Below are 23,684 nucleotides of genomic sequence, written 5' to 3'. Positions count from 1 at the left end.
AGACGAGTTTAAATACTCGTCTTATTTTTTTTGCTGACTTATTGACGAATCCGATTTAACTGCTTACGTTTCCATAAGAAGTTTAGGGAACGAAATAATTCAACACCTTTAGTTAATCGAAAGGGGGAGGTAATTTGTTAGCTACAGTCGAGAATCCTTTGATGGGTACATTAAATAGTAGCCAACAAAGAGCAGTTTTAACAACAGAGGGACGAGTCCTTGTGTTGGCTGGAGCTGGTTCTGGAAAAACAAAAGTTTTAACTACTCGTATTGCTTATTTACTGGAGCAGGGTGTAGATCCTTGGCGTATTCTTGCCATTACATTTACGAATAAATCTGCTAAAGAAATGAAGGAACGAGTAGCTGGTATGGATAGTCGGGCTTCTAAAAGCTGGATTGGTACATTCCATAGTATTTGTAACCGTATCCTATCTACTAACATTCATCATCTAGGAATAGATATGTTTACACTAATGGATGATACAGACCAAAAGGCAATTATGAAGACTGCAGCTGTTCAATTAGGACTAGAAGCGGACAAGACAATTGTTTACAATCTGATGTCTCAAGTTTCCACATGGAAGAATGCCGGAATAAGTCCTGGCCAAGCACAAGCCGAAAATACTGGAGATAAAGAGAAGCTTGCTGTTTCTCATATTTATCAACGATATGAAGACTTAAAAGCGATTCATAATTATTTTGATTTTGATGACTTACTGCTTAAAACGGTTCATTTATTTCAAAATAATCCAGAGTTATTAGGAAGATATCAAAACACATTTCGCTACATACTTATAGATGAATTTCAGGACACCAACAAAATTCAATTTGATTTGATTGAAATGTTATCTCAAAAACACGGAAACATTTTCTTAGTTGGTGATGCGGATCAATCTATTTATTCATTCCGTGCAGCGAAAATTGAAAACATCTTAAACTATCAGAAGATCCATCCGGAAACTCAGCTGATATTATTACAAGAAAATTATCGTTCTACTCAAAAAATAGTTAATGCTTCAAACTCATTAGTTGGTAACAACAAGATGAGATTAGAAAGAGAAGCATTCTCTGTAAGTGGAGTAGGGGATGACATTCATGTGTTCCGATTCAATGATGCATCGAGGGAAGCAGATTTTGTTGCTCGGATGATTGTGAATATGAGAAAAGCGACTCAATGTGATTGGAAAGACTTTGCTGTTCTTTATCGAATGAACTTCCAATCGAAGCATTTAGAACTCGCTTTACGTGATGAGAACATTCCATACAAGATTGTAGGAACGACTTCTTTCTATGACAGAAAAGAAATCAAGGATCTTGTTTCGTATATTCGTGCAAGTCATAACTTAACAGATGATTATGCACTTGAAAGAGTCATCAATGTACCTAGTCGTAAGATTGGCAAAACAACGATTGAGAAAATCTATGCATTTGCTCATGAGAGAAGAATCCCATTCTTTGTTGCTTTACAAAACATTGATGAAGTAGCAGCACAATCAAAGATTAATAAATCGACAGTTGCAAAGATTAAAGAGTTTGCGACGTTAATGCAAGAGCTTAGTCAATTAGCATTAGTCGGTGAATTCTCTGCTACTAAATTTATGCAAACACTTATTAAGAAGACTGATTTTATGGGGCAGTTTGATAAGGAAAAAGAAGAAGATGAAGCTAGAATCGAAAACGTAACTCATTTACGTGACTATGCTCGTCATTGGGATGCACAGGAAAAAGAAATTAATTCCTTAGCTCAATTTGTTTCCGAAATTACTTTAGATGGCGACTCAGATGAAGATGAGGACGACTTCGTTACTTTAACATCTGTTCACTCTGCTAAAGGTTTAGAATGGCCTGAAACATTCGTGATTGGATTGGAAGATGATGTGTTCCCACATTATCGTTCTAAGCAAAAACTCTCAGACTTGGAAGAAGAGCGACGCTTAATGTATGTAGCTATGACCAGAGCTGGAAAACGACTGTACCTCACTCATTCAGCCTTTAAATATGAGTACGGTTCCCAGAAACCGATTAGGCAAAAACCTAGTCCGTTCTTGGGAGAGATTCCAGACGATTATAAAACGGTCATGATACAAACGGCTTAAGTCGTTATTCTCCAGGAGGTAACATCCAACATGAATATTTTAAAGCTATTTAAAAACAAAAAAGTTAGAGGTTTTGAAGTGTTAGACGATTTTAAAGAGCACTTCGAAAACTTTTCGGTTTTAAAACCAACTCGTAAGACACTTAACGCAGCAGGCTATGACATTGCTGCAGTCGGTGATTATGTTATTCCACCGAACTCAAAAGCGATTATTAATACAGGTTTAACTGCTTATATGAAAGAGGATGAGTGGTTAGCTTTGTTTGTAAGAAGCGGCTTAGCATATGGGAAGGATTTAACCTTACAAAATGCAACTGGCGTTATTGATTCAGATTTCTATGGTAATCATATTCGAATTCTACTTCGCAATGAAGGAACAGAACCGTTTGTTGTGAATCATGGGGATCGTATCGCTCAAGGTATTTTCCTTCCTTATCTTACAGCTGATGATGATTATGCTTCAGACCTTCGTACTGGCGGTTTTGGTAGCACGGGAGGAGTGAAGGCAGCATGATTATTATAGCACTTGAAGGTTTAGATAAGTCGGGTAAGAAATCTCAAGCAGATAAACTACACGAAGCTTTATACGAACGTGGCTACAATGTAGAACAATCTGAATTTCATCGTTATGATACACCAACTGGTGGGTTAATTCGTCAGTTTCTTGATGGAAAATACAACCCCGGGCAACTTGCGATTGAATGTATTATGGCAGCGGATAAGTATGCTCAGCTTAATTGGTTCGAAGAATTAGCAGAGAAATTAGATGTTCTTATCTTAGATCGATACTTAGTGAGTCAACTTGTTTACAGTACAGCAAATGGTGTAGATATTGATTTTACAGCAAGTTTACTGGACCGTATGCCGGAGCCTAACTTCCAAATCTTTTTAGATATCGAACCGGAAGAATCAATGAAGCGTAAAGGTAAGCACGGTGAAAACGATAAGTATGAAAGTGATAAAGAATTATTAACAAGAGCTCGCGATCTGTATCTTCGTTATATGAAGTTAGAAGAGGAAGATGGGAATGCAATGATCTTAGATGGTACATTATCCGTCGAAGAATTGCATCAACAAATCTTGGAGCGCACATTATCTCTATTAACAGAAAGTAAGGGGGAATAGTGCATGAATCCGATTGTTGACATGACAGCAGAGCAATGGGCAGCTTATCGTAGAGAGTTAAATCAAAACACACAATCTATTCATATCCCAACGGATGTAAACCCAGCGATGGCTATTAGCATCCTTTCAAGAATAGATAATATCTACTCAACCCTTCGCATTCAATTCTCGGATTTAGAATCATCTAAAGAGAGAATCGATTTAATGGTAAAAGAAATTGAACGTGTTGGTTTGACTGGAAAGAATGAAGACGAAAGAAAGCGTAACGCTGTTATGGAAGTAAGAAAAGTTACCACGCAAGAAGGATTAACTTTGTATGATATGCAGCGCGAATCAACAGAACGATACATGTTTATTAAAGGAATTTTAGATGTTCTTATTAACAAGCAAAATCGTCTAATAACAATCAATGGTTTACTTAAATTAGATAAGGATTTAATGGTTTCACAAGAATCTTTCTCTTCTTTAGGCAGAGCATCATAAAACTAAGGAAAGGAGAAACTTACGATGACGATTACGGAACACGCTGTCAGGAGGTATAAACAACGTGTAGGGAAAAGAACAGCTTCTAAAAAACGTGTTGTTATGCAAATTAATCGAGATCTTGCTCGTGATGTGAAATACAAAAAGAAATCTAAAGTTAAAGATCATTACATTCTAGTCACATCTAGATATCAAGCTGTTTGTTATAAACACAGAGTAGTTACTATCACAGGCTTAAATGAAGATGCTTCTAATTTCAAGCAAACATCTAGTTGCGATGAGGAGTTGAGTCTTGTTGCATAAGTGTAATGAAGAAACGCATAACAAGTGTGAAAACTCAGCTCTCTGTCATTTGTGTGATGGAGTACGTCTTTACAAGAATAGTAAAGAGGAGAGAGCACGAAAACTAGAAGCGAGAGAAGCGAATAAACAAGCTGAGCGTAATGCTGCTTTCCGAACTTATAAGAGTGAGAAGAAAGAGGGCATGGCTTTTGAAAAAGATGTAACGAAAAAGTGGAACGCTGCTTTTAATAAAACAAATAAACAAACTGATTTGTTTAAGCAGGGTACTAAAAAAACAAAGATTCAAAAGCCTCGTATACAAGTTGATGAACCGGTAAAGGAAGAACCTCCTAAGCCGATAGAAAAACCAGTTCCTTCTATTATATTATCGTCAGTGGGTGCCACACCAACAATGAAGAATAAACCAATCGTAGACGCAAGACGTCAAGCGAACAGCGGAGCTTTGTGGTATGCAAAAGGAGACATTAAAACCCAAGACTACTTAATGGAATGTAAAGAACGAGGTACTATCAACGCACGAGGAGAAAAAACAATAAGTATTCCGAAAGACTGGCTTTTAAAACAAGAACTCGAAGCTTTTCAAGAGAATCGTCCTTATTGGGTGATTCCATTCAGATACAAGAATGACGACTCTATTTATTTAGTAAAGTCATTTGATCAAGAGATTGAGATGTATCAAGAAATGAGAAGACTAAGAGAAGAAAACGAAAAATTAAAAGCACAGATTGCGTAGAATACTCAGAAAGATGACAAAGTTGTCATGGAACGTTTATCTAAAGTTAATTGGAATCTTAATGCGGAGTATGGCAAAATATATATAGTAATAGAACTTATATTTAAATACTTTAGGAGTGAAGGATTTGAATTCTGCAAACCTGGGATGGTTTGTTTTGTCCCAAACTATGTTAGGAATTGGTAACTATGCTATTATGTGTTCCTTATTCCGTTTAAGATTCCACCGACACATTACTATAATTTCGGTTATTTCCTTTTTAACTAGTATGGTTAATTACTCTATATACTTTAATAAGCAGCATGATGGACTCGGTTATTTAGTACCGATCATAGGGATGGTCATATCTTTCCTATATCTAGCAGCTGTAGAAAAAGTTCCTGTGATTTGGTCGCTTATAGTGACAGTAGCAGGGGGAGTAATTGTCCCATTACTTATTCAAATTGCTATCATATATTGTTCATTTGGATTCTTTAGTCCATCTGAACTAAAAGCGCATATTTGGAGAAATTACGCAATGGATATTACCTCTGGTTTCGTCTATGGTACGTTGGCATTTGTTCTTTATTCTCAAGATTGGAATTTTAATTTTGATTTTGAGAAAATACGATTCAAGAAAGAAAAGCATTTAGTGATAGGAATTTCCCTCTTTGGAGCAATTTATTTGCCAGCGTCATTCTTTATGTCGCAAGTAAGAAGTAGTGATTTAAATCTCACATTCCTAGCTATTAGCTCTTCTCTATTGTTCGTAATCCTTCTAGTATTTGCGATAAGGAAAGATAAGCCAAGAATACAATATACAAAACCGATTACGGAGGTGAAAACCAATGTTTAAGAAAATAGTCGTGTGTCTTTCAACAGCTATAGCTTTAGCAACGATCCTTACATTTGCAGCTGATTCTGATAAATCAGTTGTGAAATCTGACACTACTACTCAAACTCAACAAGCAGAAGCTATTACAAGTGGCATCTCTTGGTGGTGGGAGTAATGAATTAAGAAAGCTTGCATCTTTATGATTGCGGCTTTCTTTTTTTGTTTATATACAGATAAAATAATCAGACTTGTATGTAAATAAAAAAAATGTCATCGAACGTTCATTCTATTTTAATTGGTATATTATTGCTGAATATGTCAGAATTAACTTTAGTCAGCAATGATATCCAAGAGAGGGTTTTTAAGATGAGATTTCATGAAGATTTTACAAGGTGCGAATGCGGTAGTGCATATCTAAGAAAAGAGATTTGCGTTCTTGCAAACTATGAAAAAGATTCGGCTGAAAAAGTAGTAGGTTTTAATGAGCTCCCTGAAAAAAACGAGATCCGTTATACATGTTCAAATTGCAACAAACTTATATATATAACAAGGGAGTAAATACAATGTCAAACAACGAAAAATCAGAGAAAAAAGAAGATGTATTTCAAGAAACTTTTGGTGGTCTACTAGATAGCAACAAGAAAGAGCCAGATGCTGTAGTCCATCAACCGGAAAATAAATTAGAAGATGTTCTATTCGGGGAAGAAGAGAACAATACACTTTCTCATGAAGAAGCGGAGAAAGCAGCAGAGAATTATATTCCTCCTTCTATTGGGGATGAACAGTGGGAACAATTTGTAGGAAGAGTGCCTTTACCTCCTATTAATAGAGAACAAGAATCAAGAGCCGTATCTATCGGTTTACAAGAGATTCGAAAAATGAAGGAGTATATGTTATATATTCATCGTCATATGATAAATGAATTTAATCGTATCTACGCTTCATTCCCTATTCTTTTTGCAAAAGACTTTGAAGAGAAGTTTGGGACTGCTCATAAAGAATTAGTTACAATTATGGAAGATATCGAGCACTTAGTTGCTGGAGACATCGACCATGTAGAAGCAGTAAAGAACGACTTCAAACTCACGCAAATCTTCGAAGAAAAGCGCTTGTCACTTCTCTACGACCTTTTAGAACATTACAACAAGAAAAAATAAAAATAGATAACAATAAGCACTTGCCAAATCAATGTGTAAGTGCTTATGTTTCTACTTGGACATTTTATATTGTAATTTAAATGGTTTTTAAGGTAGAAACAACTGTTGTAAACATTGCGTAGAGGTGAGGTAGTTTATATGGAGAACAAACAAATCGTATCATACAATGCACAATCAAGAGGACACAAGACCAAGGGTAATACATACAAAGATCGTTACGTCGAGAATACATGCCCTGAGTGCTCTAACCCTCGTGCTTATAAAGATGAGTGGAAGACAAGAATTAAGTACACATGCTTAAAGCGTGCTTGTCGTCACCAATGGTTCGAAAAAAAAGAATTTCCTGAAGTAAAAGAATAAGAAAGCCAATATATAAAGAGTCCAATCTTTTTTAGAGGGCTCTTTTTTTATTTCTCCATACCAATAAACTAGTAATCTTCTCACTCATGTTACAGCAGAAATACAACGATGAGAGGATTTGATTCAACATGAAACAAAAAATCACAAAGGGCAAAGTAATACAAAACTGTTTGAAAGCAACAGCAGCGATCGTAGTGGCTAGCGGCGTAGGATTTCAATTTCACGAGATTCAAGAACTAAACAAAGAAGTAACAGCCTTAGAAAAAAATCACAAACAAACTGTCCAAGAATTGAAAACCGCTAAAGAAAACAACAAAACGCTAGAAGAGCAGAAGAAGCAAATTCAATCTGCTACAGAACAGCTTTCAGTTGAACTGGAAGAACTAAAACATAGCAAGGAAGCTATTGAGCAAGAAAAGCAGAAGTCTCTAGAAGATAATCAAAAACTTCAAGCAGAGAATGCAGAATTAGCTAAGCAAGTACGCGAAGCGAAGGAGTCTGCCAGGCCAGTAAAGTCTGACAAGCCAAAATCAGACAATGTAAAACCTGTTTCTAATCCAGCTCCTAGTGCTGCTCCAACCCCAAACCCAGCTCCTGCTCCTGTTAAGGATACTAGTGAAAATGCTGGTGTTACTAAAACAATTATGGGTGTTGGTACTGCTTATATGATAAATGAACCAGGAGTAACAGGTTTAACTGCTTCAGGTAAGAAAGTACAACCGGGTATGATCGCTATGGACCGTTCAGTTCCATTTGGTACGAAAGTAAGAATCACATGTGAATCTTATCCATCTATCAACGGTATCTATACAGTAGAAGACCGTGGTGGAGCTATCAAAGGTAACATAGTGGACATTTACATGACAGATACTGACAGAATGTATGACTTCGGAAGAAGAGATATAAAGATAGAGTTTCTTAACTAACAATCGAATAGGAGGGTCCCGCTATTGTTTTCACTCCGTTTACAGGGTGACCAATTAGACATTCGTATTGAAACGAAACTATCTACTCAAATGTTCCGCGAATATACGGACTTCATGAGGTCACTACCGGGTGCATATTATATTGAGCAGGAATATAAGTGGATGGTTCCAAAACGTCATGTAGACGCCTTTGTTGAACGCTACGAGGATATCACCGCTTGGCACACAACTATTGAAAGTATTAAGGGGATTCAAGAAGTTTTACTTCCTGAGTTCCCTATGTTAGATGATTTCTCAGATTTTAAATTACAACCATATGAGTTTCAGCAACAGGGCATTTCCTTCTTAACTCATGTTAAAAGCGGTATTATCGGAGATGACATGGGATTAGGGAAAACAGTGCAAACAATGGGTGCTGCTCACATGTTATGGAAGCAAGGAAAAGTGAAAAAGGTTCTTGTTATTTGTCCATCTTCATTAAAATATCAGTGGTCTTCAGAAATTGAAAAATTCCTTGGACATACCAACATTGTTATTGATGGGAAAAATACAAAAGAAAAGAACAAAGCCTTTCTTAAATTCATTAATGGTGACTACTTATTCGGTATCGTCAATTATGAATTAGTTCGTAGCATGAGCGATATGATGAAGGAATTTCATTATGATGTAATTATTGCTGATGAAGCCCATCGATTAAAAAACAGAGGTTCAATTACCTATAAAGCTGTTAACTCATTACCTTCTACATACCGATTTGCAAGTACTGGTACGCCACTTCAAAATAATGTAGAAGAACTATATGCTTTAGTTGAATGGGTGCAGCCAGGGTTACTAGGTAAGGTTACCGAATTCAGAAAGAAATACATTGTTTATGCTTCTAAGTTTGGTCGTCGTTTTGTTCCGATTGGAAACAAGCGATTGGGTGAACTTCGTCGTATTATTTCTCCTTACATGTTGCGTCGATTAAAGAAAGACGTTGCAAAAGATTTACCACCAATGATTTTCCATCGTCGAGATGTTGAAATGAATAACACTCAAGCTAATCTATACAACAAGATTCAAGAAGATTTCCTAACTCTATTAGAAGAGTTGTCTTCTCAACAAGTGAATGGTCAATATGATCAAGAAGGCAATTGGGTTGAAGAGAAACGCAAGAAGGAAGATCAAGTACTAGGATACTTATACATGATGGTTGCTTCATCAGACCATCCTGCTTTATTACTGATGGGGCAGAGTGGTATGTCTAAGCACTATCTGGAATATATTCCGGAAAACGTTAAGTCTCCAAAACTAGCTGAGCTTGTGGATATATGTAAAGAACGTATGGAAGCAGGTATAAATAAAATTGTCATCTTTACTCAATTTGCTAAAATGCAAACCCTTATAGAACAAGAGCTGAGTAACTTAGGTAAGGTAGCGTTATTAAATGGATCAATGTCTTCTGCTCAACGACAAGAGCAGTTAGAAACATTTAGGACAAATCCTGAATACAAATTCTTTGTGTTAACAGATGCGGGGAACTACGGTTTAAATATCCAATTCGCTAACACACTTGTCAACTATGATTCTCCTTGGAATCCAGCTACCTTTGAACAAAGAGCGGGGCGTGTACACCGTATCGGTTCTACACATAACGTAGTTGATATTATTAGCTTAGTTACACTAGGCACAATCGATGAAAAAATCCAAGATACATTAGAAGAAAAACGTAAGCTTGGTGTAGCAGTTATTGAACGAAATCAATCTGAACGAAGTATGATGAACGGATTGATTGCTTCTATTAAAAAGAAACCTGTTTCAAAAGCTGCATAAAAATGGCTCATCCAAAAAGATGGGCTTTTGTTTTTTTCCTATATTATAATAGGAAGATAATTTTTCATGATTGGAAGTGTTTATTTGATAGTATATACAGTGCAACCGCTGCACATTTATCAACAAATGAGAAAAGATGGTTTTTATTCTGGAAGTGAAGAACATGTATGGCCAGAATTCAAATCTGCATATGCATGGATGATGGAGCAGATGAAGGAAAGAATTCCTGAGTATGATGGTTCTACTTATCCTGTGTGGTTATGGAATAAGATGCCTGACAGAAATAGACCTGCTTTATTACCTACTGGTCAAAAGGGTGTTATTCTTACACTGGATATACCAGAGGAACATATTCTTTGGTCATGTTTCGATTCTTGGCATTATGTTTTAAATAAATGGATCTTAACTCAAACAGAAGAAGAGGATAACCGATTAGAAGAAGAAGGTTATTCTGAAGAACAAATGATAGCTACATGGTCTAATATCTTTGATTTTGATTGGTTAAAAAACGCAGATCAAGATTGGGTCGGATTTAATCCAGATTATATTCAAGGCGTAACGCCACGTATTGAAATGAAAAACATAATTAAAGTTCAGCGATTTATCGCTAAGTAAAGGAGAGGGTTAACACCCTCTCTTTTTTTGCATTATAAAAATTATGGATGAGGTGGAAAAAAGTGAGTAAGGCATTAAAAGAGAAATCATTGTATCCTATATTTACTGAACAAAATTTCAGAGACTTCGTTACAAAAGATAAAGAGTCTGTATGGGAATGTCAGGTTGCATCAACATACTCATCTGATAGGTTTGATGAAGTGGCAATTTTAAAGTTAGCTGTAAAAGATGCAAAAGCAATTCCGTTTGTTATCATCAGATACAATAAGGATATTTACACAGCTAATAGCTTTGGCAGATTTAATAACTATTTAGAAGTTGATGGTGTTTACCTGATAGATAAAGATGTAATTATATTTTCTTCTGATTATCGTTCAAAAGAACTTAGGCCGTTGGTTGAAGATATGAAGATATATACTGCAGAAGAATTAGTCAAGGAGATGGAGGAGCATCTTCAGAAAGCGTTAAAAGAAGCGGTTGCTATGAAAAGAATGTTGGGTATTCAACCTGACAAGGAGTATGAGTATGAAAGTTCAGTTTTTGATTGGTATGTGAATGGGAAGAAACCTATTGATTTCATTAGTAGGAATACAGAACTAACTAAAACTTTTAAAAACAATGGTGAATTGAAATACATTATTAAATATATCCGTGGAGAAGATATTATAAAAGATGGTTTGCAGAATATAAATATAGACAAATACGCAGAGGTTCTTGAGTTTGTTGAACAGAAATTTGACGAGTACGACAAAAGCGAAGATATGAAGCGAAACATAGAACTATTCCGTATTCTAAAAGAAGATTTATCTAATGCGGTTACTGTAAATGTTACTAAAAAAGATGGGGCAACTATAAAAGTTGAAAACAACGTTAGACTTTGGGATAGCACATACAAGGTTGGAAGATATGATAACGAAGTATCCTTTACAGATATTGATTGCATTACATATAAAAAGAAAACTTATGGGAAATTAGACTCAACTACCATTTAGTTTATTCTTCTTGCAGGATTTTTCATGTTGCGCTACAATACTTTGCACGCAAAAATCCTGTAGGAGGTAATAAATTGTACAAAATATTATTACTTGAAGATGAACATGAAATCGGTAGCACACTTGAAATGATTTTAAAAAGCGAAAATTACCAAGTAGATTGGTTTACTACTGGTGTTGAAGCTGTTAATGCAGCAATAGCTAATAAATATGACTTAATGATATTGGATGTTATGTTAAAGACAACTACAGCTGGATTGAATTCTCGTATTTCAAACGGGCTTGAGGTTGCAAGGTTAGTAAATCAAAACAAAAAAGTTCCATACCTTCTTTTAACGTCAAGAAATGAACCTTTAGATATTATGCAAGGGTTAGACATGGGGGCGGAAGATTACATTACCAAACCATATGATTTAACAGTTCTGTTAGCTAGAATTCGAACAGTCTTACGAAGAACAAGTACCGAGGAACCTTCAAATGGAGGTGTTACACAGTGCGGAAATATCGAAATCAATTTGTTAACGCACAAAGTAACTGTCGATGGCAAACAAGTTCATTTAACAAATCAGTTATTTGAATTACTGCATTATTTTGTTGCTCACAAAGGTAAGATTATTTCTAAGGAAGAATTGTATAAAAATATTTGGGGATATGATCCTTCAGAATTACAAGAGACAAATACCTTAGAAGTAAATATTCGACGACTGAGAAACTCAATTGGCATCGATATAATTAAGACAGTTCGAGGTAAAGGTTATGTCCTTGAAATCTTTAATTCTTAGAAGAGCAAAAGAAAATAGGTTGCGTAGGAAGTTTACGGCAATGGCAGTTATTGCCGTAACTTTGGTTACTATTCCTATTTTAATAACATTTCTCCTTTTTGATATTTTGGAAGATGGGGAAGAGTTTTACCACCGAATGAAGTATAGGGCTGTTCAAATTGAAAGTGAAGTATGGGAAGCTGGAGGGGTCAGTAAAGTGTCCCCAGAATTTTTCGAAGGTATTGTAGCTAAAGGTGAAGAAATAACAATTTCTTCTACAGATGATCGTAGGAAGCATGTCTTCTTTGGTAAAGAGGATGAAGCAGAGAACTTGGTAAATGATACAAATGCTAAAATAGCATCTTTCTTGATAGAATTTTTATCTGCAAGATATAAAAAAGAAATAGAAAAAGTAGGTAATATAACTGTTCATAAAGATGATACAAGCGGCCTTCATTATATGACTTATGAATATTCTTTTAAACATATAAATCATATTGACACAGTACTGGTAAAAAGAAGTGTAACACCAATTGTTGTAAAGCCTATAGAAAAATATCAAAAATTATTTTTCTTAAGTTTATTATACATTGCATTTTTCTCAAGTATATTTTCTTATTTTGGTCTTGGACTCGTATTTCGTATATTAGGAAGAGTTCTTGATAAGATGTTTTCTGATTTAGAAGAAACGGATTACAAAACTAAAATAAAAGTAACAGGGATATACGGGAAAGAAATTAGTGGTGTTAAGCATAAAGTAAATGACATTCTAGAACGAATGCAAAAGATTATCGAAGTTAATATAGAGTCAGTTCAAGATGTATCGCATGAGGTAAATAATAAGTTAACATCAATTAAGCAATCTGTTGATGTACTAAGATATTTCGGAACAGATGACAAACCAATGGTAGATAAGAAACTAAAAGCAATAGACGACAATGTTGAACAAATCACAAAAGTTATGTCTACAATCCTTGATTTAGCAAAGTTAGATCGAGGTGCTCAATTTTGTTCTGCAGAAGCTGCAAATGCAAAAGAAATAATTGACGAATATCTAGAATATACGAAAAAGGTCTTTCCGGAATTCGAATTTGTTAGTAGGTGTGATGTAGAAGAACCTGTCATAACCATTAACAAACAACATTTCTTATTGGCTTTGAATCCAATTATTGAAAATGCAGTTAGGTATTCTGTGAATAGCAATGAAGTAATGGTTCATATTAAGGATGTCGGATGTCCCAATTGTTTGTACGTGGATGTTATCAATTGGGGAGGTCAAATTAAAGAAGAAGAAATTCCATTTTTATTCAATAGGTATTACAGAGGAAAGAATCTTGATAACTCAATAAAAGGGTCTGGACTAGGTTTAACCATATCAAAGAAAGTGATGGATATATACAATGGTGAAATTAGTGTGAGAAGCAGTGTAGGTGGAGAAACTGTCTTTACATTATGTATACCTGTTGTATCAGGAGAAGAGGGGGATGCCTAATGAAAAACAAGATTAGGAAATTCCTCGGAAATTTTGTAAAGCGTGATAAGTTACGTGTTCAAGTAGTTTTATTAACCGTCGCACTAATTCTTTTATCGGCAATACCAGTTAATTTATTTTCTATGTACAACGAACTTAAGCTTACAACCCAAAGAGAATACGAAGCAATGTTTGCTAGAGCAGAAAAGCTAAAAGAAAAACTTGAATCAATAGAAAACGGTGGCGGAAGACAGCAAATTGATACTCAGTTTTTTAAATATATGAGTTATCCAGGAGAGGCATTAAAAATCAAAATTGGTCAAAAGGGGATAGGAGACTATAGTTATACAAGTCCTTCTGACCAAGATGATTCATTTGATGTATTTGGGTCCCAGATCTTGACTTTATTCGTACCAACGTTTTTTGATTCTATTAGGGCACATATGAATAAGCGGGACCTTGCTGCGGATAAGGCTAATTATAGTTTTTATATTGATGAGAAAAATAAAGCATATGGCACAGTTTCTTATTCTTTTAATCATGAGGATCATATCGATACCATATCAATAAAAAGAGATATAACAACTAATTTGAAAATGCAATTGATGACAAGCTTAGAAAGTGCTCTGTACATGTTTCTTTGGTTCCTTTTCTTTTCGGTCATATCAGTATTGGCAGGTTTGAAAATTATATTTCGACCACTACAGAAGGCGATTGATACGAGTTTTAACAATGTGTTAGATAATAATTATCAAACAAAAATTGTAGATCCTTTGTATGGAGAAGAAATATCTAGAATCATTAACCGCTTTAATGCTGTTTTAGATAGGATGAATGAACTTGTACAGAACAACCTTAATTCGATGCAAGATGTATCTCATGAAGTAAAAACATACCTAACTGCAATAAAGCAGTCTGTTGATATGATTAAGTTTTATGGAAAAGAGAACAAAGAATTAGTTGATGAGAAGTTACTTGCTATAGAAGACAACATTTCTAGGGTTACATCAATTATGTCAACAATCTTAGAACTCGCTCGCTTAAAACAAATATCAAGTATTGATAACGCTAATTACTACAATGTAAAAGACCTAATCAATTACTTGTTAAGGTTTAAAGATGCATCATATCCAGATTTCATTTTTGATATTGGCTATGATTCTAATGATGCAGAGGTATTTGTAGATCGAAATCATTTCTTTCTAATGATGAATCCTATACTCGACAATGCAGTGAAGTACTCTATTGATTCGAATCTTGTTAAGGTAAACGTTATTTCCGAAACTAATGATGATACGGTTTCTATTTCTGTTATAAATAAAGGAGTTGTTCTTGATCCAAGAGAGATTCCTTTCTTATTTGACAGGTATTATCGTGGTAAGAATTTAGAGCATACAAAACAAGGTTCGGGCTTGGGATTAACAATTGCAAAAGAAGTAATGGGTATATACAAAGGGAGGATAACTGCTGAAACTACAGTAGATAACGAAACATCTTTCACGTTAAGCTTCCCAAAAGCTGTGAGAATAGAAAATGAAAGTAAAGACTTAGGAAAATAATCCTGAGTCTTTTTTATTTTTATGTTGCAAAGTAAAAATCAAATGGATACATTCTGAGAATGAAAGGGGAGTAACCACATTGAATTACTCTTTCGATATTAAAGAAGAAGACTTAACACCTGGGCGAATATGTTTAGGTGCTGTAAAAGTAGAAATGGGACGTATGTTTTTATTTGGCTCTCAAGAAAGGTTACATGAAATGGTTTCGTTTATCCCAGGATTGGGTAACGGGGTGTATGAAGTGTACGCCGTTATAAAAGATGTGCCAGGGTACGGTTACCGAACTACTAAAGTTGAAATCGAATGCATCTCTGATGAAGAGATTATGCATTACGAGAAAGAACAGTCTGACCGAGTAATGGAGGTGGTTTATTGATTTCCGAGTTTTATTTACGAAAGAAAATGTTCAACTACATGAATAAGAATTATGGAGCATTGCTCAATGTTCTTGATAGTTGGAACGAAAAATTAAATCATGGTATTCCAATGGCTTCTGAGTTGTTAGCGGATCTATTTGGACATGAAATCAATAACACTATGGTAGATGAGTTCGTTGGTGCTTATGATATCCCAGGAACTTTTATTGGTGTATCAGTTGGAGCATGGATGAATGAAGAGAATCCTTTTCAAGTTGTATTTGTTTACAAAGTTGAAACCCATACGTCTACAGAAGATAGTGTTGAGATGTTTACTATGGGTGATGAATCTTTACTTATCGAATATTGCCAAGAAAGGGGATATAGATAAGCATGTGGATTATATCAATTGTATCTGCGTATTTACTTGTTGGAGTCATATATGGGATTCTGCATTTAAGTAATATTTATACCACTATTAGACAAGTAGGCGACAAGGAAGCATTTTTAAGAGAAATGGTTTCCATGTATGAGTTTACTCCACAAGGGGCTGAGTATTATGCACAGCTGCAAGAATTATATGTGGAAAAAGGTGAGTTATTGGCTGAATACAAAGTGTTTAAGGCTAATGAGGACTGGTATCAGCTCCAAACATTTCTTCTAGGCTTTGTACTTTGGCCGTACTATATATTTTCTATTTATAGAAAAAGAAAAAATATAAGAAGAGAGATGGGGCGATGACCATTCTACTAGTAGATGGAGTCGTTGGAGCTGGCAAAACAACTCTAGCGCATTTAATAAGTGAAAGATTTAACATTCCTATTTTTGAAGAACTAGGAAACCCTGATGCAGAACGATTACTGAATCGATTCTATGCGAAGAAAACTCGTTGGGCATTTACAACACAAATCTTCTTTGCAAACGAACGATGGGAAATGATTAAGAAAGTTCATGAAGAAGGTCATGGTATTTTAGACCGTTCAATTTTCGGTGATAACATCTTTGCAAGTATGTTAGCTGAAGATCTTGAAGATGGTGGAGAAGGTATGACATGGGAAGAGTATCGTACATATAAGAAGTTACTAGACCAAATCCTAGAGCATTCTCAACCACCTGAACTATTAATCTACCTACAATGTAGTGCTGAAGTTGCAAAGCAGCGAATTGATAATCGGGGCCGTGGAATTGAAAGCGAAGTAGAAATGGCTTATTGGGAACGACTAAATGACAAGTATGACGTATGGTATCAAGACTATGATCATTCTCCAAAAATCGTAATCAATGTAGATAATTTGGATTTTGCAAACAACGAAGAAGATAAAGAGTCTGTACTTGCATTAGTTGGCGAAGCGTTAGAGAAAATTGGCTATACAAACAAAGAAAAAGCAGGGGCTTAATACCCCTGCGCTCTTTTCTGTCTCATTTCTACATACTGCAGAATAAGAGAGTCCGGTATAGTTCTGTATAGTTCATCAGGAAGATGACGGGCACCAGTGGCTCCAGCTTGTTTAGCTTCTTTATCCATCTGTTTCAGTTCTTTTTGACTGTATGGTGCAATGTCAGCATTCCATTGATGATAACCACAGCTTTTACATTCTAAAAGGACATTTCCATTTTCAGCTTCTTCAAAGACCATTAGTGAACCACCGCATCTTACACAACCGCGACCAGAATCTTGCCATGTCTTAGCTTTTACACCGGAAGTTCCATCATTGTATTTGATCCAGTTCTTAAAGGTCTCTTGGGCGAGTTCTCCAAACTCCTCCCAGTTCTTTTCATCGTCTTTACGTTGTCCGTAAAGATTGTCAGTGTCCATAAATTCATACTTTTTTTCCATTGTAAAACTCCTTTCAAAAGAGGTGATAAAGTGTCAACAGCTCAACTAGAAGTTGAAGAGTCAAAAATAAAACAAATTAAAGCGCGATATGGGGAATTAGACATCATAGATATGGTTCATCAGTTTCTCACTACTGAGAACGCTGCTAACCAACAAAAGCGTATCGATCAAGGACGACTAGGTAAGTTTTATCCGTCTTCAATTGGAAGGTGTAAACGTGCTGTGGTTTATCAGATGTTGGGTTATCCAACTAAACCAATACCAGGACAAAACCTTTTAATTATGGAGAATGGAACGAGCTTTCATAATCGCATGGAAGATATCTTTGAAAAGATGGGAATTCTAATTGCTCCCGAACTTTCATTAAAAGATGAGGAATTACGCATTAGTGGGCGTTCAGATGCTATCATCTGGAACTATCTAAAGCCAGATGACGAAGAGGATGCTGAGGATATCGTCTTAACAGCCAAGGTTCCGGAGAAATACAAAGATCAGAAAGGCGTAGAAAAGACAAAGATGGTAGACAAAGAAGTCTATCGTGGTCCAGCTAATCATATCCTTATTGTCGAATTCAAGTCAATTAAGAATAAGAACTATGCTAAGTTGCCAAAATCTAAGCCAGATAAGAAACATGAAATGCAGTTGCAATTGTATTTCTATTTAACTGGTATTAGAAGAGGTATGGTGTATTACGAAAACAAAGATACTCAAGAATCTAAGTCTTTCCATGTTTCTTACAATGAGGAATTGGTTGAACAAGTTAAAGCAGACATTAAAGAAATTCTTGATTATGTAGATCGTCGAGAGCTGCCTGAGAAAGAAGGGAATGCACTAGACATTATGTGTCGCTATTGTGATTTCCGTAACTTATGTCATGTACCAATCTCTGAAGAAGAATGGTTGGAACTATATTTCAAAGATGAAAACGAAGCCTCCTAACACGGGGGCTTTTTATAAAAAGGAGAAAAAATGCTTAATTTTATTGGAAGAGGTAGTGCATTTAATACCAAAGAAGGAAACAACTCCGCTTATATTAAAAAGGATGATCATTTGTTTTTAATTGATTGCGGTAGTTCAACATTCGGCCGCTTGATTGAATCCAAATTGTTAGATGAAGTGAAACAAGTTACTGTATTACTCACTCATTTACATCCTGACCATGTAGGGTCATTAGGGGATTTAATTTTCTATGGGTATTACTCAATGGGGCAGCTAATGAAACCAAGTGTAACAGTTTGTGCTCCATATGATTTAGGTATCATTAATCACTTAAAAACGGTTGGTGTAGAAAGAGAAACATATGAGCTAGTACAATTCGGTGGAAATGTAGGACTTCATTATGATGATTTCACATTAAACATTAATACTGTTTGGGCTAATCATGTAGAGGAATTATCTTGCTTCGGATACATTATCAAAATCTGTATCGATGGTCATAATCATACAATTTACTATAGCGGAGATACCAATGATATCCCGTTAGGTGTTTTATTTATGTTAGAGTATGACCAGATTGATTACTTTTATCAAGACACATGCATAGCAGACTACGAGAAGAATGTTCATCTGTCACTAAGAAAACTAGATGAGCTAATCAAACAAGATGTAAGGCACAAAGTCTTCTGTATGCATTTAGATGAAAAATTCGATGAACAAAAAGCAAAGGACTTGGGATTTAATGTAGTTTCTATTGCAGCGTAAAAATAGGGAGGAATATATATGAGTGAAAGCAGAGTAAGGTTATTTGAACAACGTATGGCAGATGCGGGGCAGGTTATGACTCTTCGTGCATTAGATATGGTCAAGGAAGAGATGTGCGCTACAAAAGGATTTGCGCGTCATGACGGAACAGACTATTACAACCATTGTGTAGATGTAGCTCAGGATTTATTTAATCATGGCTATAGAGATGAAAATCTCTTATCTGCAGGTCTGCTTCACGATATAGTAGAAGATGTCGATGGAATCACGTTGAGAATGATTGAAGACAAATTCAATCCAAGAGTGGCTAAGCTGGTTGATCTTGTTACAAAAGAAAAGTCTGTTAACTATAAAGAAGGTGAGCTTCTTAAGGTATTGTATCTTGAACCAATACTAAGAGATCCTGATGCATCTCTTCTAAAGACAGCTGATAGAAAACACAACTTTAGCACGTTGCGTGATGCTATTCCTGAAAAGAAAATCAGACAAGCAATCGAGACTGAGAAGTTCTTCTTCCCATTCTTTAAGGAAGCTATGAAACGTTATCCAAGACACTCTGCATATTTCCTATCTGCTAAGACAGCTATTAAACCGCATCTTATGGAGATACTAGAGCATTACGAAGAAGTGAATGCTTTAAATCTTCGAATTGCAGAGTTGGAAGCTCAACTTAATAAAGTTCCTGTATTACAATAAAAAGATCCTCCTTGTTAATCGCAGGGAGGATTCTTCATTAGTTCTTCTAGTTTCTTCTTAATTTGTTTACGCTTATTCCAAATAGTATCGCGGTGATATCCCATTTGGGCACCAACTTCTTCATAGGTCATTCCTTTATAATCGTAAAGGGATATTAGAGTTCTTTCAAAATTATTTAATTGGTTAAAGGGAAAGTCAGCTGTTTTTCCTAGTATCCAATTGAGTCCTATTTGCTCTTTTTCATTTTGAAAGTAAAGGTCAGAACGGAGAGTTTCTTCTATAATAATCTCACTGTTTTCATCCCTATAATCTTCTAGCATGTCTATACGATGTGAATAGAGTAAGTCCTTGAAGAGATATTTGTAATGAGCATAAACTTTGTATCGATAACTATTGAATAGGTATCCACAAAAGTTCTTTTTCTTTCCTTGTTTCTTATACTTCCTAGCCTGAGTTAATAAGAGCAAGCAAAGATCATTTATTAAGTCTTCATCTGTAATATGTCTCATTCGATAATTAATCATTTGTACAAGCTTCCGTGTAGCTTTTTTCGTATGAGCATATTGATAGTTGGGGATAAGAGCCTTATGCAGGGTTTCGTCTGAGGTAAACTGTCTGAGGAATTGCCGTGTATCTCTGTCATTAAATTTAATCACGCCAAAGCGTAAGAGGGCAAAGTACTTATTGAGGTACTTAGATAGTTCTTTTGTTTCCGGATCATAACCAAAAGACTGGATTATTTCTAACCCAGCCTTCTCGGAACCTGCTTGATATTCGAACACTAAAGACTCAATGTGTTCATATTGTTGAGTTTTATCGTCCATACTTTTCTAAGTGGGCTAGGATACGTTCCATTTTTACAGTGTCGTCATTTGCATTTTGTTTACGTTGGTATTCTGCAACCTCTTGAAAAAGGTTTGCTTCAAAAGCTAAGATGTCTTCTTTATTGTAATTCATGACTTCATCCATCTCCAATTCGTAAATGATGTTGAGTAGGTCATCAATTTTATCTTCATCTTCTATGATTTGAGAAAACTCTTCAAGAGACAAGTCTACACCTATATTGCCACGGTAGATTTTCAAGCAGCTACACCTTCTTTATGTAAGTCTACACATGCCCAGGCAATGCCGATAGCATCTGTTAAATCGTTGTCCTTCTTGAATTCTAGATTATCAAATTCATAGATAGCAACAACCTTATGGAAGGTATCTTCTTTCTTGGCTTTACCTGAACCGTGGAAGATTTTACGCCAGCTAGTAGGGTAGATAAGTTCAATCTCTAGCTTGTGTTTCTTTGCAAGATAAAGAATTGTGCCCGATACTCGTGTTAATTTCTTTAATGTATCGATGTTTAATTTGCTAAATTGGTCTTCACAAAGGATTTTAGTAATATCATATTTTTCGAAAAGGGCTTCAATACGTTCGATTTGATAAATGATTTTATCTCCTTCATCACCTTTAGAAGGGATATCGATTTTGCCAGCTTCGATAATATCATGCTTTTCGTCCATTACACAGTATCCTGTGCATTTAGTTGAGGGGTCTAATCCTAAGTAGTACATATGTATCCTCTCCTATATTGTAACAGAATCTAGGGGAATAACCTAGAAAATTATTCCCCGTCTTCTACTAAAATTGATAAACCATGAATCATGTTTTTGATGTATTCTCTTACATAGCTCTTTGCCCAGTCTGGAACCTTTTCATAGCGAACTTGTTCTCCTATGAAGCAAGAACGTAATTCCATACGGCGCTTAGTCATCATGTCGTCAATTTCTTTATCTAGAATAGAACCAAGTTGTCCCATTCGTTTGTTTTCCATTAAAATATCAAGCTCTGTATCGAGAGCTGAATGTTTTGACAGTAGGGAAGCAACTGCTTTTGAAGTTACTGTATTTAGTAGTAAATCTTGAAGTTCATTTTGGAAGGTTGGTTTTGGGGGAGTTATCTCAATAGCTCTCATGTCTCCATCAAAGTCACCAAATGTTTTTGACATCTTGTACATGTTCGGGTCGATGATACCGTCCTGACTCACAATTAGTCCTTCTTCTTTTTGATAGATAGTTTGATTTTCGAGGTCAACTGTAATAGTTTCTTCCTCTTCTTCTTCAACTACGTATACTGGATTGTCTTTTACTTGTTCTTCACTCATGCAGACTCACCCGCCTTTTTTGTGTAACCGAACTTAAAGTCGTGTTCTTCATCTAATGGGCCGAATGGAGTTTGATTATCAAACACAAGCTTGTTGCAAGTAAAGTGGAATTCTTCACCTAGAACAAGTTCATCTACATCAAAACAGCCTTCTCTTTTAGTGAAGCGAAAATCCTCAAATCGGATACTTAATTTTTGTCCATATTCATTCATGATAAAAAGAATGAATTCATTAGAAGCTGATTTTGAACCTGATCTTGTTAACATATATGGTTCAATAGGTGACTTATCGAATATCATTGTTTTAATAGAACCAATTACAGGATCTAAACCGTCTGATACAAGACCGAATCTCTCTGTATATTTAATTTCATATGTTTCACCAATTACATGACCATTTAATACTGCGATTACATCGTTACCGCTAAAAGTGGCATATGTTTTTATATTTTTTTCTTCTTTTATTTGTTCACTCATTTGTGTGATAACCTCGCTTTTGATTGTTGTTTAGCTAAACGTCGAGCTTCACGATTTTGAAAAGGAACAACATTGTCCTTTTTCATTTGATCTAGGCGCTTCTTAGCTTCTTCATAGATGTTTACCTGACCATCTAAGATGTTTACTTCTTTTTCTAACTGGTCAATTTCTTCTGGAGTTAATTCTTTTCGGAAGACCTTATCAAGAGTTTCATTTTGCTCTACGTAGAAAGCAGAAACAATAATAGAACCTTCTTGGTCGATACCAACTTCAATCATGTCAATACCTTCACGGATATACTCATGTAGACGAAGGTACTCAACAACTGTTTCGATAGTTAGAGTTGTTTTGATTTTATTTACTTGTTCTTCCGGAGTTAGTTGGAAGTAACCTGGAGTACGTTCAACCATCTTATCAATAACTTCTGCCTGAACTTCAGGAGTAAGGCGAATCGTTTTTAAGATTGTTTGAATAGCAAAGTCACTTACATGAATGTGTTCCATATTTAAGTTAGCCACTTCATTTTTAGTAATGAAAATACCTAACACTTCTTTTTGTTCAGTTGGTTTATTCATTTTCTTTCTCCTCTTTCTTAGTTTCTTGTAGAGAGTTTTCAGAGAAAGACTTTTTAAGTTCTTCATTTAAGATAGTTACATCGCCGTTATCTGTCATCTCCATGACTTTTTTACCTTGATTGTTAATAAATTTAAGCACATTAATTCCTCCTTGAACTAACTTGTCTTTAAGTATTTGAACCATTAGAACCGTAGTTGTAAAGAATTATCTCGAATATTTAAAGATGGGTTAGCTCAACTTAATAACTGTAAGAAAAAGGTGTCTTTTAGCTTTTTCGTAAATATGGTATAAAGGTAGGTAGGATTGCTTGTGAAGGGAGTTAAAAATGAATAAGCAAGAGGCAATAGAAATTATTAAGAATTCTTTTTATCATTTGGTGTTCGAAGAGAACGTTAAAGTGGGGTCCATCGATATCCTTTTATATTTTCCGTCTATAGGTATAGCTATTTTAGAACCTAAAAAAGATAGGAAGCACTTACTCTTAGAGGATAATGTTGAAGATATGGATGAACTATATATTAAAAAAGAGTTAGAAGCTAAACCCATCTATTTAGATTTAGAAGAAGACAAATTCAATGTGGGATTTGTTATTAATGACATACTGTTGGAAGCGAGATTCGCGCCATCAGAAAATTTTTTGGAGAGTAGGGGTACGTATTAAGGAGAGAAGTCTTGATAATCAAG

At 35.3% G+C, this 23,684-nt stretch carries 33 protein-coding genes; 25 read left to right on the top strand and 8 right to left on the bottom strand.

Annotated features, from left to right (window positions below):
- Positions 1–134 precede the first annotated feature (134 nt).
- The 21 genes from JDS99_RS05095 (at position 135) to JDS99_RS04995 (ending at position 16,959) form a co-directional block, all read left to right on the top strand.
- Positions 135–2,096, top strand: coding sequence for an ATP-dependent helicase (locus JDS99_RS05095; protein ID WP_139888811.1), 1,962 nt, complete (start codon positions 135–137; stop codon positions 2,094–2,096).
- Between the two features lie 30 nt (positions 2,097–2,126).
- Positions 2,127–2,609 carry a dUTP diphosphatase gene (gene dut / locus JDS99_RS05090; protein ID WP_139888810.1) on the top strand — a complete coding sequence of 161 codons (483 nt, stop codon included), beginning with the start codon at positions 2,127–2,129 and terminating at the stop codon, positions 2,607–2,609.
- Complete coding sequence (tmk, locus tag JDS99_RS05085) at positions 2,606–3,220, top strand: dTMP kinase (protein ID WP_098265107.1); 615 nt, start codon at positions 2,606–2,608, stop codon at positions 3,218–3,220. Before dut ends, tmk begins: the two co-directional genes overlap by 4 nt.
- A 3-nt stretch (positions 3,221–3,223) precedes the next feature.
- Positions 3,224–3,703 carry a hypothetical protein gene (locus tag JDS99_RS05080; RefSeq protein WP_199694669.1) on the top strand — a complete coding sequence of 160 codons (480 nt, stop codon included), beginning with the start codon at positions 3,224–3,226 and terminating at the stop codon, positions 3,701–3,703.
- A gap of 24 nt (positions 3,704–3,727) precedes the next feature.
- On the top strand, positions 3,728–4,006 hold the full coding sequence (locus tag JDS99_RS05075) for a hypothetical protein (protein WP_000156298.1): 279 nt from the start codon (positions 3,728–3,730) through the stop codon (positions 4,004–4,006).
- Complete coding sequence (locus JDS99_RS05070; protein WP_199694668.1) at positions 3,999–4,739, top strand: hypothetical protein; 741 nt, start codon at positions 3,999–4,001, stop codon at positions 4,737–4,739. Before JDS99_RS05075 ends, JDS99_RS05070 begins: the two co-directional genes overlap by 8 nt.
- A gap of 118 nt (positions 4,740–4,857) precedes the next feature.
- Positions 4,858–5,574, top strand: a complete 717-nt coding sequence (locus JDS99_RS05065) for a hypothetical protein (RefSeq protein ID WP_345943214.1) — start codon at positions 4,858–4,860, stop codon at positions 5,572–5,574.
- Positions 5,567–5,728: a hypothetical protein gene (locus JDS99_RS05060; protein WP_199694666.1), complete on the top strand. Its 162-nt coding sequence runs from the start codon at positions 5,567–5,569 to the stop codon at positions 5,726–5,728. Before JDS99_RS05065 ends, JDS99_RS05060 begins: the two co-directional genes overlap by 8 nt.
- 388 nt (positions 5,729–6,116) lie before the next feature.
- Entirely contained in the window at positions 6,117–6,710 is a 594-nt protein-coding gene (locus tag JDS99_RS05055) for a hypothetical protein (protein WP_199694665.1), read from the top strand.
- A 138-nt stretch (positions 6,711–6,848) separates the two neighbouring features.
- Positions 6,849–7,070 carry a zinc ribbon domain-containing protein gene (locus JDS99_RS05050; protein ID WP_098787279.1) on the top strand — a complete coding sequence of 74 codons (222 nt, stop codon included), beginning with the start codon at positions 6,849–6,851 and terminating at the stop codon, positions 7,068–7,070.
- A 128-nt stretch (positions 7,071–7,198) separates the two neighbouring features.
- Positions 7,199–7,996 carry a 3D domain-containing protein gene (locus tag JDS99_RS05045; protein ID WP_199694664.1) on the top strand — a complete coding sequence of 266 codons (798 nt, stop codon included), beginning with the start codon at positions 7,199–7,201 and terminating at the stop codon, positions 7,994–7,996.
- A gap of 24 nt (positions 7,997–8,020) precedes the next feature.
- Positions 8,021–9,808 (top strand): DEAD/DEAH box helicase, encoded by a 1,788-nt coding sequence (locus JDS99_RS05040; protein ID WP_199694663.1) that lies wholly within the window; start codon positions 8,021–8,023, stop codon positions 9,806–9,808.
- Between the two features lie 66 nt (positions 9,809–9,874).
- Complete coding sequence (locus JDS99_RS05035; protein ID WP_242475645.1) at positions 9,875–10,423, top strand: DUF3841 domain-containing protein; 549 nt, start codon at positions 9,875–9,877, stop codon at positions 10,421–10,423.
- A gap of 62 nt (positions 10,424–10,485) precedes the next feature.
- Complete coding sequence (locus JDS99_RS05030; protein WP_199694662.1) at positions 10,486–11,415, top strand: hypothetical protein; 930 nt, start codon at positions 10,486–10,488, stop codon at positions 11,413–11,415.
- A 74-nt stretch (positions 11,416–11,489) separates the two neighbouring features.
- Positions 11,490–12,197, top strand: coding sequence for a response regulator transcription factor (locus tag JDS99_RS05025; RefSeq protein WP_199694661.1), 708 nt, complete (start codon positions 11,490–11,492; stop codon positions 12,195–12,197).
- A gap of 40 nt (positions 12,198–12,237) precedes the next feature.
- On the top strand, positions 12,238–13,668 hold the full coding sequence (locus tag JDS99_RS05020) for a sensor histidine kinase (RefSeq protein ID WP_242475643.1): 1,431 nt from the start codon (positions 12,238–12,240) through the stop codon (positions 13,666–13,668).
- Positions 13,668–15,206 carry a sensor histidine kinase gene (locus JDS99_RS05015; RefSeq protein ID WP_199694659.1) on the top strand — a complete coding sequence of 513 codons (1,539 nt, stop codon included), beginning with the start codon at positions 13,668–13,670 and terminating at the stop codon, positions 15,204–15,206. The genes JDS99_RS05020 and JDS99_RS05015 overlap by 1 nt, the downstream gene beginning before the upstream one ends.
- Positions 15,207–15,285: 79 nt before the next feature.
- Positions 15,286–15,582 (top strand): hypothetical protein, encoded by a 297-nt coding sequence (locus JDS99_RS05010; protein ID WP_139888798.1) that lies wholly within the window; start codon positions 15,286–15,288, stop codon positions 15,580–15,582.
- Complete coding sequence (locus JDS99_RS05005; RefSeq protein ID WP_242475641.1) at positions 15,579–15,953, top strand: hypothetical protein; 375 nt, start codon at positions 15,579–15,581, stop codon at positions 15,951–15,953. Before JDS99_RS05010 ends, JDS99_RS05005 begins: the two co-directional genes overlap by 4 nt.
- 2 nt (positions 15,954–15,955) lie before the next feature.
- Complete coding sequence (locus tag JDS99_RS05000) at positions 15,956–16,303, top strand: hypothetical protein (RefSeq protein WP_199694658.1); 348 nt, start codon at positions 15,956–15,958, stop codon at positions 16,301–16,303.
- A complete protein-coding gene (locus tag JDS99_RS04995) occupies positions 16,300–16,959 on the top strand; it encodes a deoxynucleoside kinase (protein ID WP_199694657.1) in 660 nt (219 codons plus the stop codon). The genes JDS99_RS05000 and JDS99_RS04995 overlap by 4 nt, the downstream gene beginning before the upstream one ends.
- Here JDS99_RS04995 and JDS99_RS31870 read toward each other — a convergent pair.
- Positions 16,956–17,399 carry a hypothetical protein gene (locus JDS99_RS31870; RefSeq protein WP_199694656.1) on the bottom strand — a complete coding sequence of 148 codons (444 nt, stop codon included), beginning with the start codon at positions 17,397–17,399 and terminating at the stop codon, positions 16,956–16,958. The two genes, JDS99_RS04995 and JDS99_RS31870, sit on opposite strands and share 4 nt — an antisense overlap.
- Before the next feature lie 30 nt (positions 17,400–17,429).
- Here JDS99_RS31870 and JDS99_RS04985 point away from each other — a divergent pair, with 30 nt between their 5' ends.
- Genes JDS99_RS04985 through JDS99_RS04975 form a run of 3 tightly spaced genes read left to right on the top strand, consistent with a single transcriptional unit; the run spans position 17,430 to position 19,796 of the window.
- The gene (locus JDS99_RS04985; protein WP_139888794.1) at positions 17,430–18,338 is read left to right on the top strand and encodes a CRISPR-associated protein Cas4; all 909 of its coding nucleotides are present in this window, start codon (positions 17,430–17,432) and stop codon (positions 18,336–18,338) included.
- 30 nt (positions 18,339–18,368) lie between these two features.
- Positions 18,369–19,100, top strand: a complete 732-nt coding sequence (locus tag JDS99_RS04980) for an MBL fold metallo-hydrolase (RefSeq protein ID WP_199694655.1) — start codon at positions 18,369–18,371, stop codon at positions 19,098–19,100.
- An 18-nt stretch (positions 19,101–19,118) separates the two neighbouring features.
- Positions 19,119–19,796, top strand: a complete 678-nt coding sequence (locus JDS99_RS04975; protein WP_199694654.1) for an HD domain-containing protein — start codon at positions 19,119–19,121, stop codon at positions 19,794–19,796.
- A 14-nt stretch (positions 19,797–19,810) separates the two neighbouring features.
- Here JDS99_RS04975 and JDS99_RS04970 read toward each other — a convergent pair whose 3' ends face one another.
- Genes JDS99_RS04970 through JDS99_RS04940 form a run of 7 tightly spaced genes read right to left on the bottom strand, consistent with a single transcriptional unit; the run spans position 19,811 to position 23,138 of the window.
- On the bottom strand, positions 19,811–20,620 hold the full coding sequence (locus tag JDS99_RS04970) for a helix-turn-helix domain-containing protein (RefSeq protein WP_199694653.1): 810 nt from the start codon (positions 20,618–20,620) through the stop codon (positions 19,811–19,813).
- On the bottom strand, positions 20,610–20,879 hold the full coding sequence (locus tag JDS99_RS04965) for a hypothetical protein (protein ID WP_000708631.1): 270 nt from the start codon (positions 20,877–20,879) through the stop codon (positions 20,610–20,612). Before JDS99_RS04965 ends, JDS99_RS04970 begins: the two co-directional genes overlap by 11 nt.
- Entirely contained in the window at positions 20,876–21,358 is a 483-nt protein-coding gene (locus tag JDS99_RS04960) for a crossover junction endodeoxyribonuclease RuvC (protein ID WP_085782702.1), read from the bottom strand. Before JDS99_RS04960 ends, JDS99_RS04965 begins: the two co-directional genes overlap by 4 nt.
- A 50-nt stretch (positions 21,359–21,408) precedes the next feature.
- Positions 21,409–21,948 (bottom strand): hypothetical protein, encoded by a 540-nt coding sequence (locus JDS99_RS04955; RefSeq protein ID WP_199694652.1) that lies wholly within the window; start codon positions 21,946–21,948, stop codon positions 21,409–21,411.
- On the bottom strand, positions 21,945–22,424 hold the full coding sequence (locus tag JDS99_RS04950) for a hypothetical protein (protein ID WP_199694651.1): 480 nt from the start codon (positions 22,422–22,424) through the stop codon (positions 21,945–21,947). The genes JDS99_RS04955 and JDS99_RS04950 overlap by 4 nt, the downstream gene beginning before the upstream one ends.
- A complete protein-coding gene (locus tag JDS99_RS04945) occupies positions 22,421–22,999 on the bottom strand; it encodes a hypothetical protein (RefSeq protein WP_199694650.1) in 579 nt (192 codons plus the stop codon). The genes JDS99_RS04950 and JDS99_RS04945 overlap by 4 nt, the downstream gene beginning before the upstream one ends.
- Positions 22,992–23,138, bottom strand: coding sequence for a hypothetical protein (locus JDS99_RS04940; RefSeq protein ID WP_000911126.1), 147 nt, complete (start codon positions 23,136–23,138; stop codon positions 22,992–22,994). The genes JDS99_RS04945 and JDS99_RS04940 overlap by 8 nt, the downstream gene beginning before the upstream one ends.
- Positions 23,139–23,325: 187 nt before the next feature.
- On the opposite strand from JDS99_RS04940, the gene JDS99_RS04935 reads away from it, so the two are divergent.
- Complete coding sequence (locus JDS99_RS04935; protein WP_139888785.1) at positions 23,326–23,661, top strand: hypothetical protein; 336 nt, start codon at positions 23,326–23,328, stop codon at positions 23,659–23,661.
- Positions 23,662–23,684: the final 23 nt, after the last annotated feature.

This window comes from Bacillus cereus group sp. N6, assembly GCF_016483705.1.
Taxonomy (GTDB): domain Bacteria; phylum Bacillota; class Bacilli; order Bacillales; family Bacillaceae_G; genus Bacillus_A; species Bacillus_A wiedmannii.
This window is presented reverse-complemented; position numbering and strand designations above follow the sequence as displayed.

Bases quoted from the DNA above. Each gene is read 5' to 3' on its own strand.
- dut (WP_139888810.1), top strand. From the start codon at position 2,127: ATGAATATTTTAAAGCTATTTAAAAACAAAAAAGTTAGAGGTTTTGAA.
- tmk (WP_098265107.1), top strand. From the start codon at position 2,606: ATGATTATTATAGCACTTGAAGGTTTAGATAAGTCGGGTAAGAAATCT.
- JDS99_RS05080 (WP_199694669.1), top strand. From the start codon at position 3,224: ATGAATCCGATTGTTGACATGACAGCAGAGCAATGGGCAGCTTATCGT.
- JDS99_RS05075 (WP_000156298.1), top strand. From the start codon at position 3,728: ATGACGATTACGGAACACGCTGTCAGGAGGTATAAACAACGTGTAGGG.
- JDS99_RS05060 (WP_199694666.1), top strand. From the start codon at position 5,567: ATGTTTAAGAAAATAGTCGTGTGTCTTTCAACAGCTATAGCTTTAGCA.
- JDS99_RS05055 (WP_199694665.1), top strand. From the start codon at position 6,117: ATGTCAAACAACGAAAAATCAGAGAAAAAAGAAGATGTATTTCAAGAA.
- JDS99_RS05050 (WP_098787279.1), top strand. From the start codon at position 6,849: ATGGAGAACAAACAAATCGTATCATACAATGCACAATCAAGAGGACAC.
- JDS99_RS05045 (WP_199694664.1), top strand. From the start codon at position 7,199: ATGAAACAAAAAATCACAAAGGGCAAAGTAATACAAAACTGTTTGAAA.
- JDS99_RS05035 (WP_242475645.1), top strand. From the start codon at position 9,875: ATGATTGGAAGTGTTTATTTGATAGTATATACAGTGCAACCGCTGCAC.
- JDS99_RS05020 (WP_242475643.1), top strand. From the start codon at position 12,238: ATGGCAGTTATTGCCGTAACTTTGGTTACTATTCCTATTTTAATAACA.
- JDS99_RS05015 (WP_199694659.1), top strand. From the start codon at position 13,668: ATGAAAAACAAGATTAGGAAATTCCTCGGAAATTTTGTAAAGCGTGAT.
- JDS99_RS05000 (WP_199694658.1), top strand. From the start codon at position 15,956: ATGTGGATTATATCAATTGTATCTGCGTATTTACTTGTTGGAGTCATA.
- JDS99_RS04995 (WP_199694657.1), top strand. From the start codon at position 16,300: ATGACCATTCTACTAGTAGATGGAGTCGTTGGAGCTGGCAAAACAACT.
- JDS99_RS31870 (WP_199694656.1), bottom strand. From the start codon at position 17,399: ATGGAAAAAAAGTATGAATTTATGGACACTGACAATCTTTACGGACAA.
- JDS99_RS04980 (WP_199694655.1), top strand. From the start codon at position 18,369: ATGCTTAATTTTATTGGAAGAGGTAGTGCATTTAATACCAAAGAAGGA.
- JDS99_RS04975 (WP_199694654.1), top strand. From the start codon at position 19,119: ATGAGTGAAAGCAGAGTAAGGTTATTTGAACAACGTATGGCAGATGCG.
- JDS99_RS04970 (WP_199694653.1), bottom strand. From the start codon at position 20,620: ATGGACGATAAAACTCAACAATATGAACACATTGAGTCTTTAGTGTTC.
- JDS99_RS04960 (WP_085782702.1), bottom strand. From the start codon at position 21,358: ATGTACTACTTAGGATTAGACCCCTCAACTAAATGCACAGGATACTGT.
- JDS99_RS04955 (WP_199694652.1), bottom strand. From the start codon at position 21,948: ATGAGTGAAGAACAAGTAAAAGACAATCCAGTATACGTAGTTGAAGAA.
- JDS99_RS04950 (WP_199694651.1), bottom strand. From the start codon at position 22,424: ATGAGTGAACAAATAAAAGAAGAAAAAAATATAAAAACATATGCCACT.
- JDS99_RS04945 (WP_199694650.1), bottom strand. From the start codon at position 22,999: ATGAATAAACCAACTGAACAAAAAGAAGTGTTAGGTATTTTCATTACT.
- JDS99_RS04935 (WP_139888785.1), top strand. From the start codon at position 23,326: ATGAATAAGCAAGAGGCAATAGAAATTATTAAGAATTCTTTTTATCAT.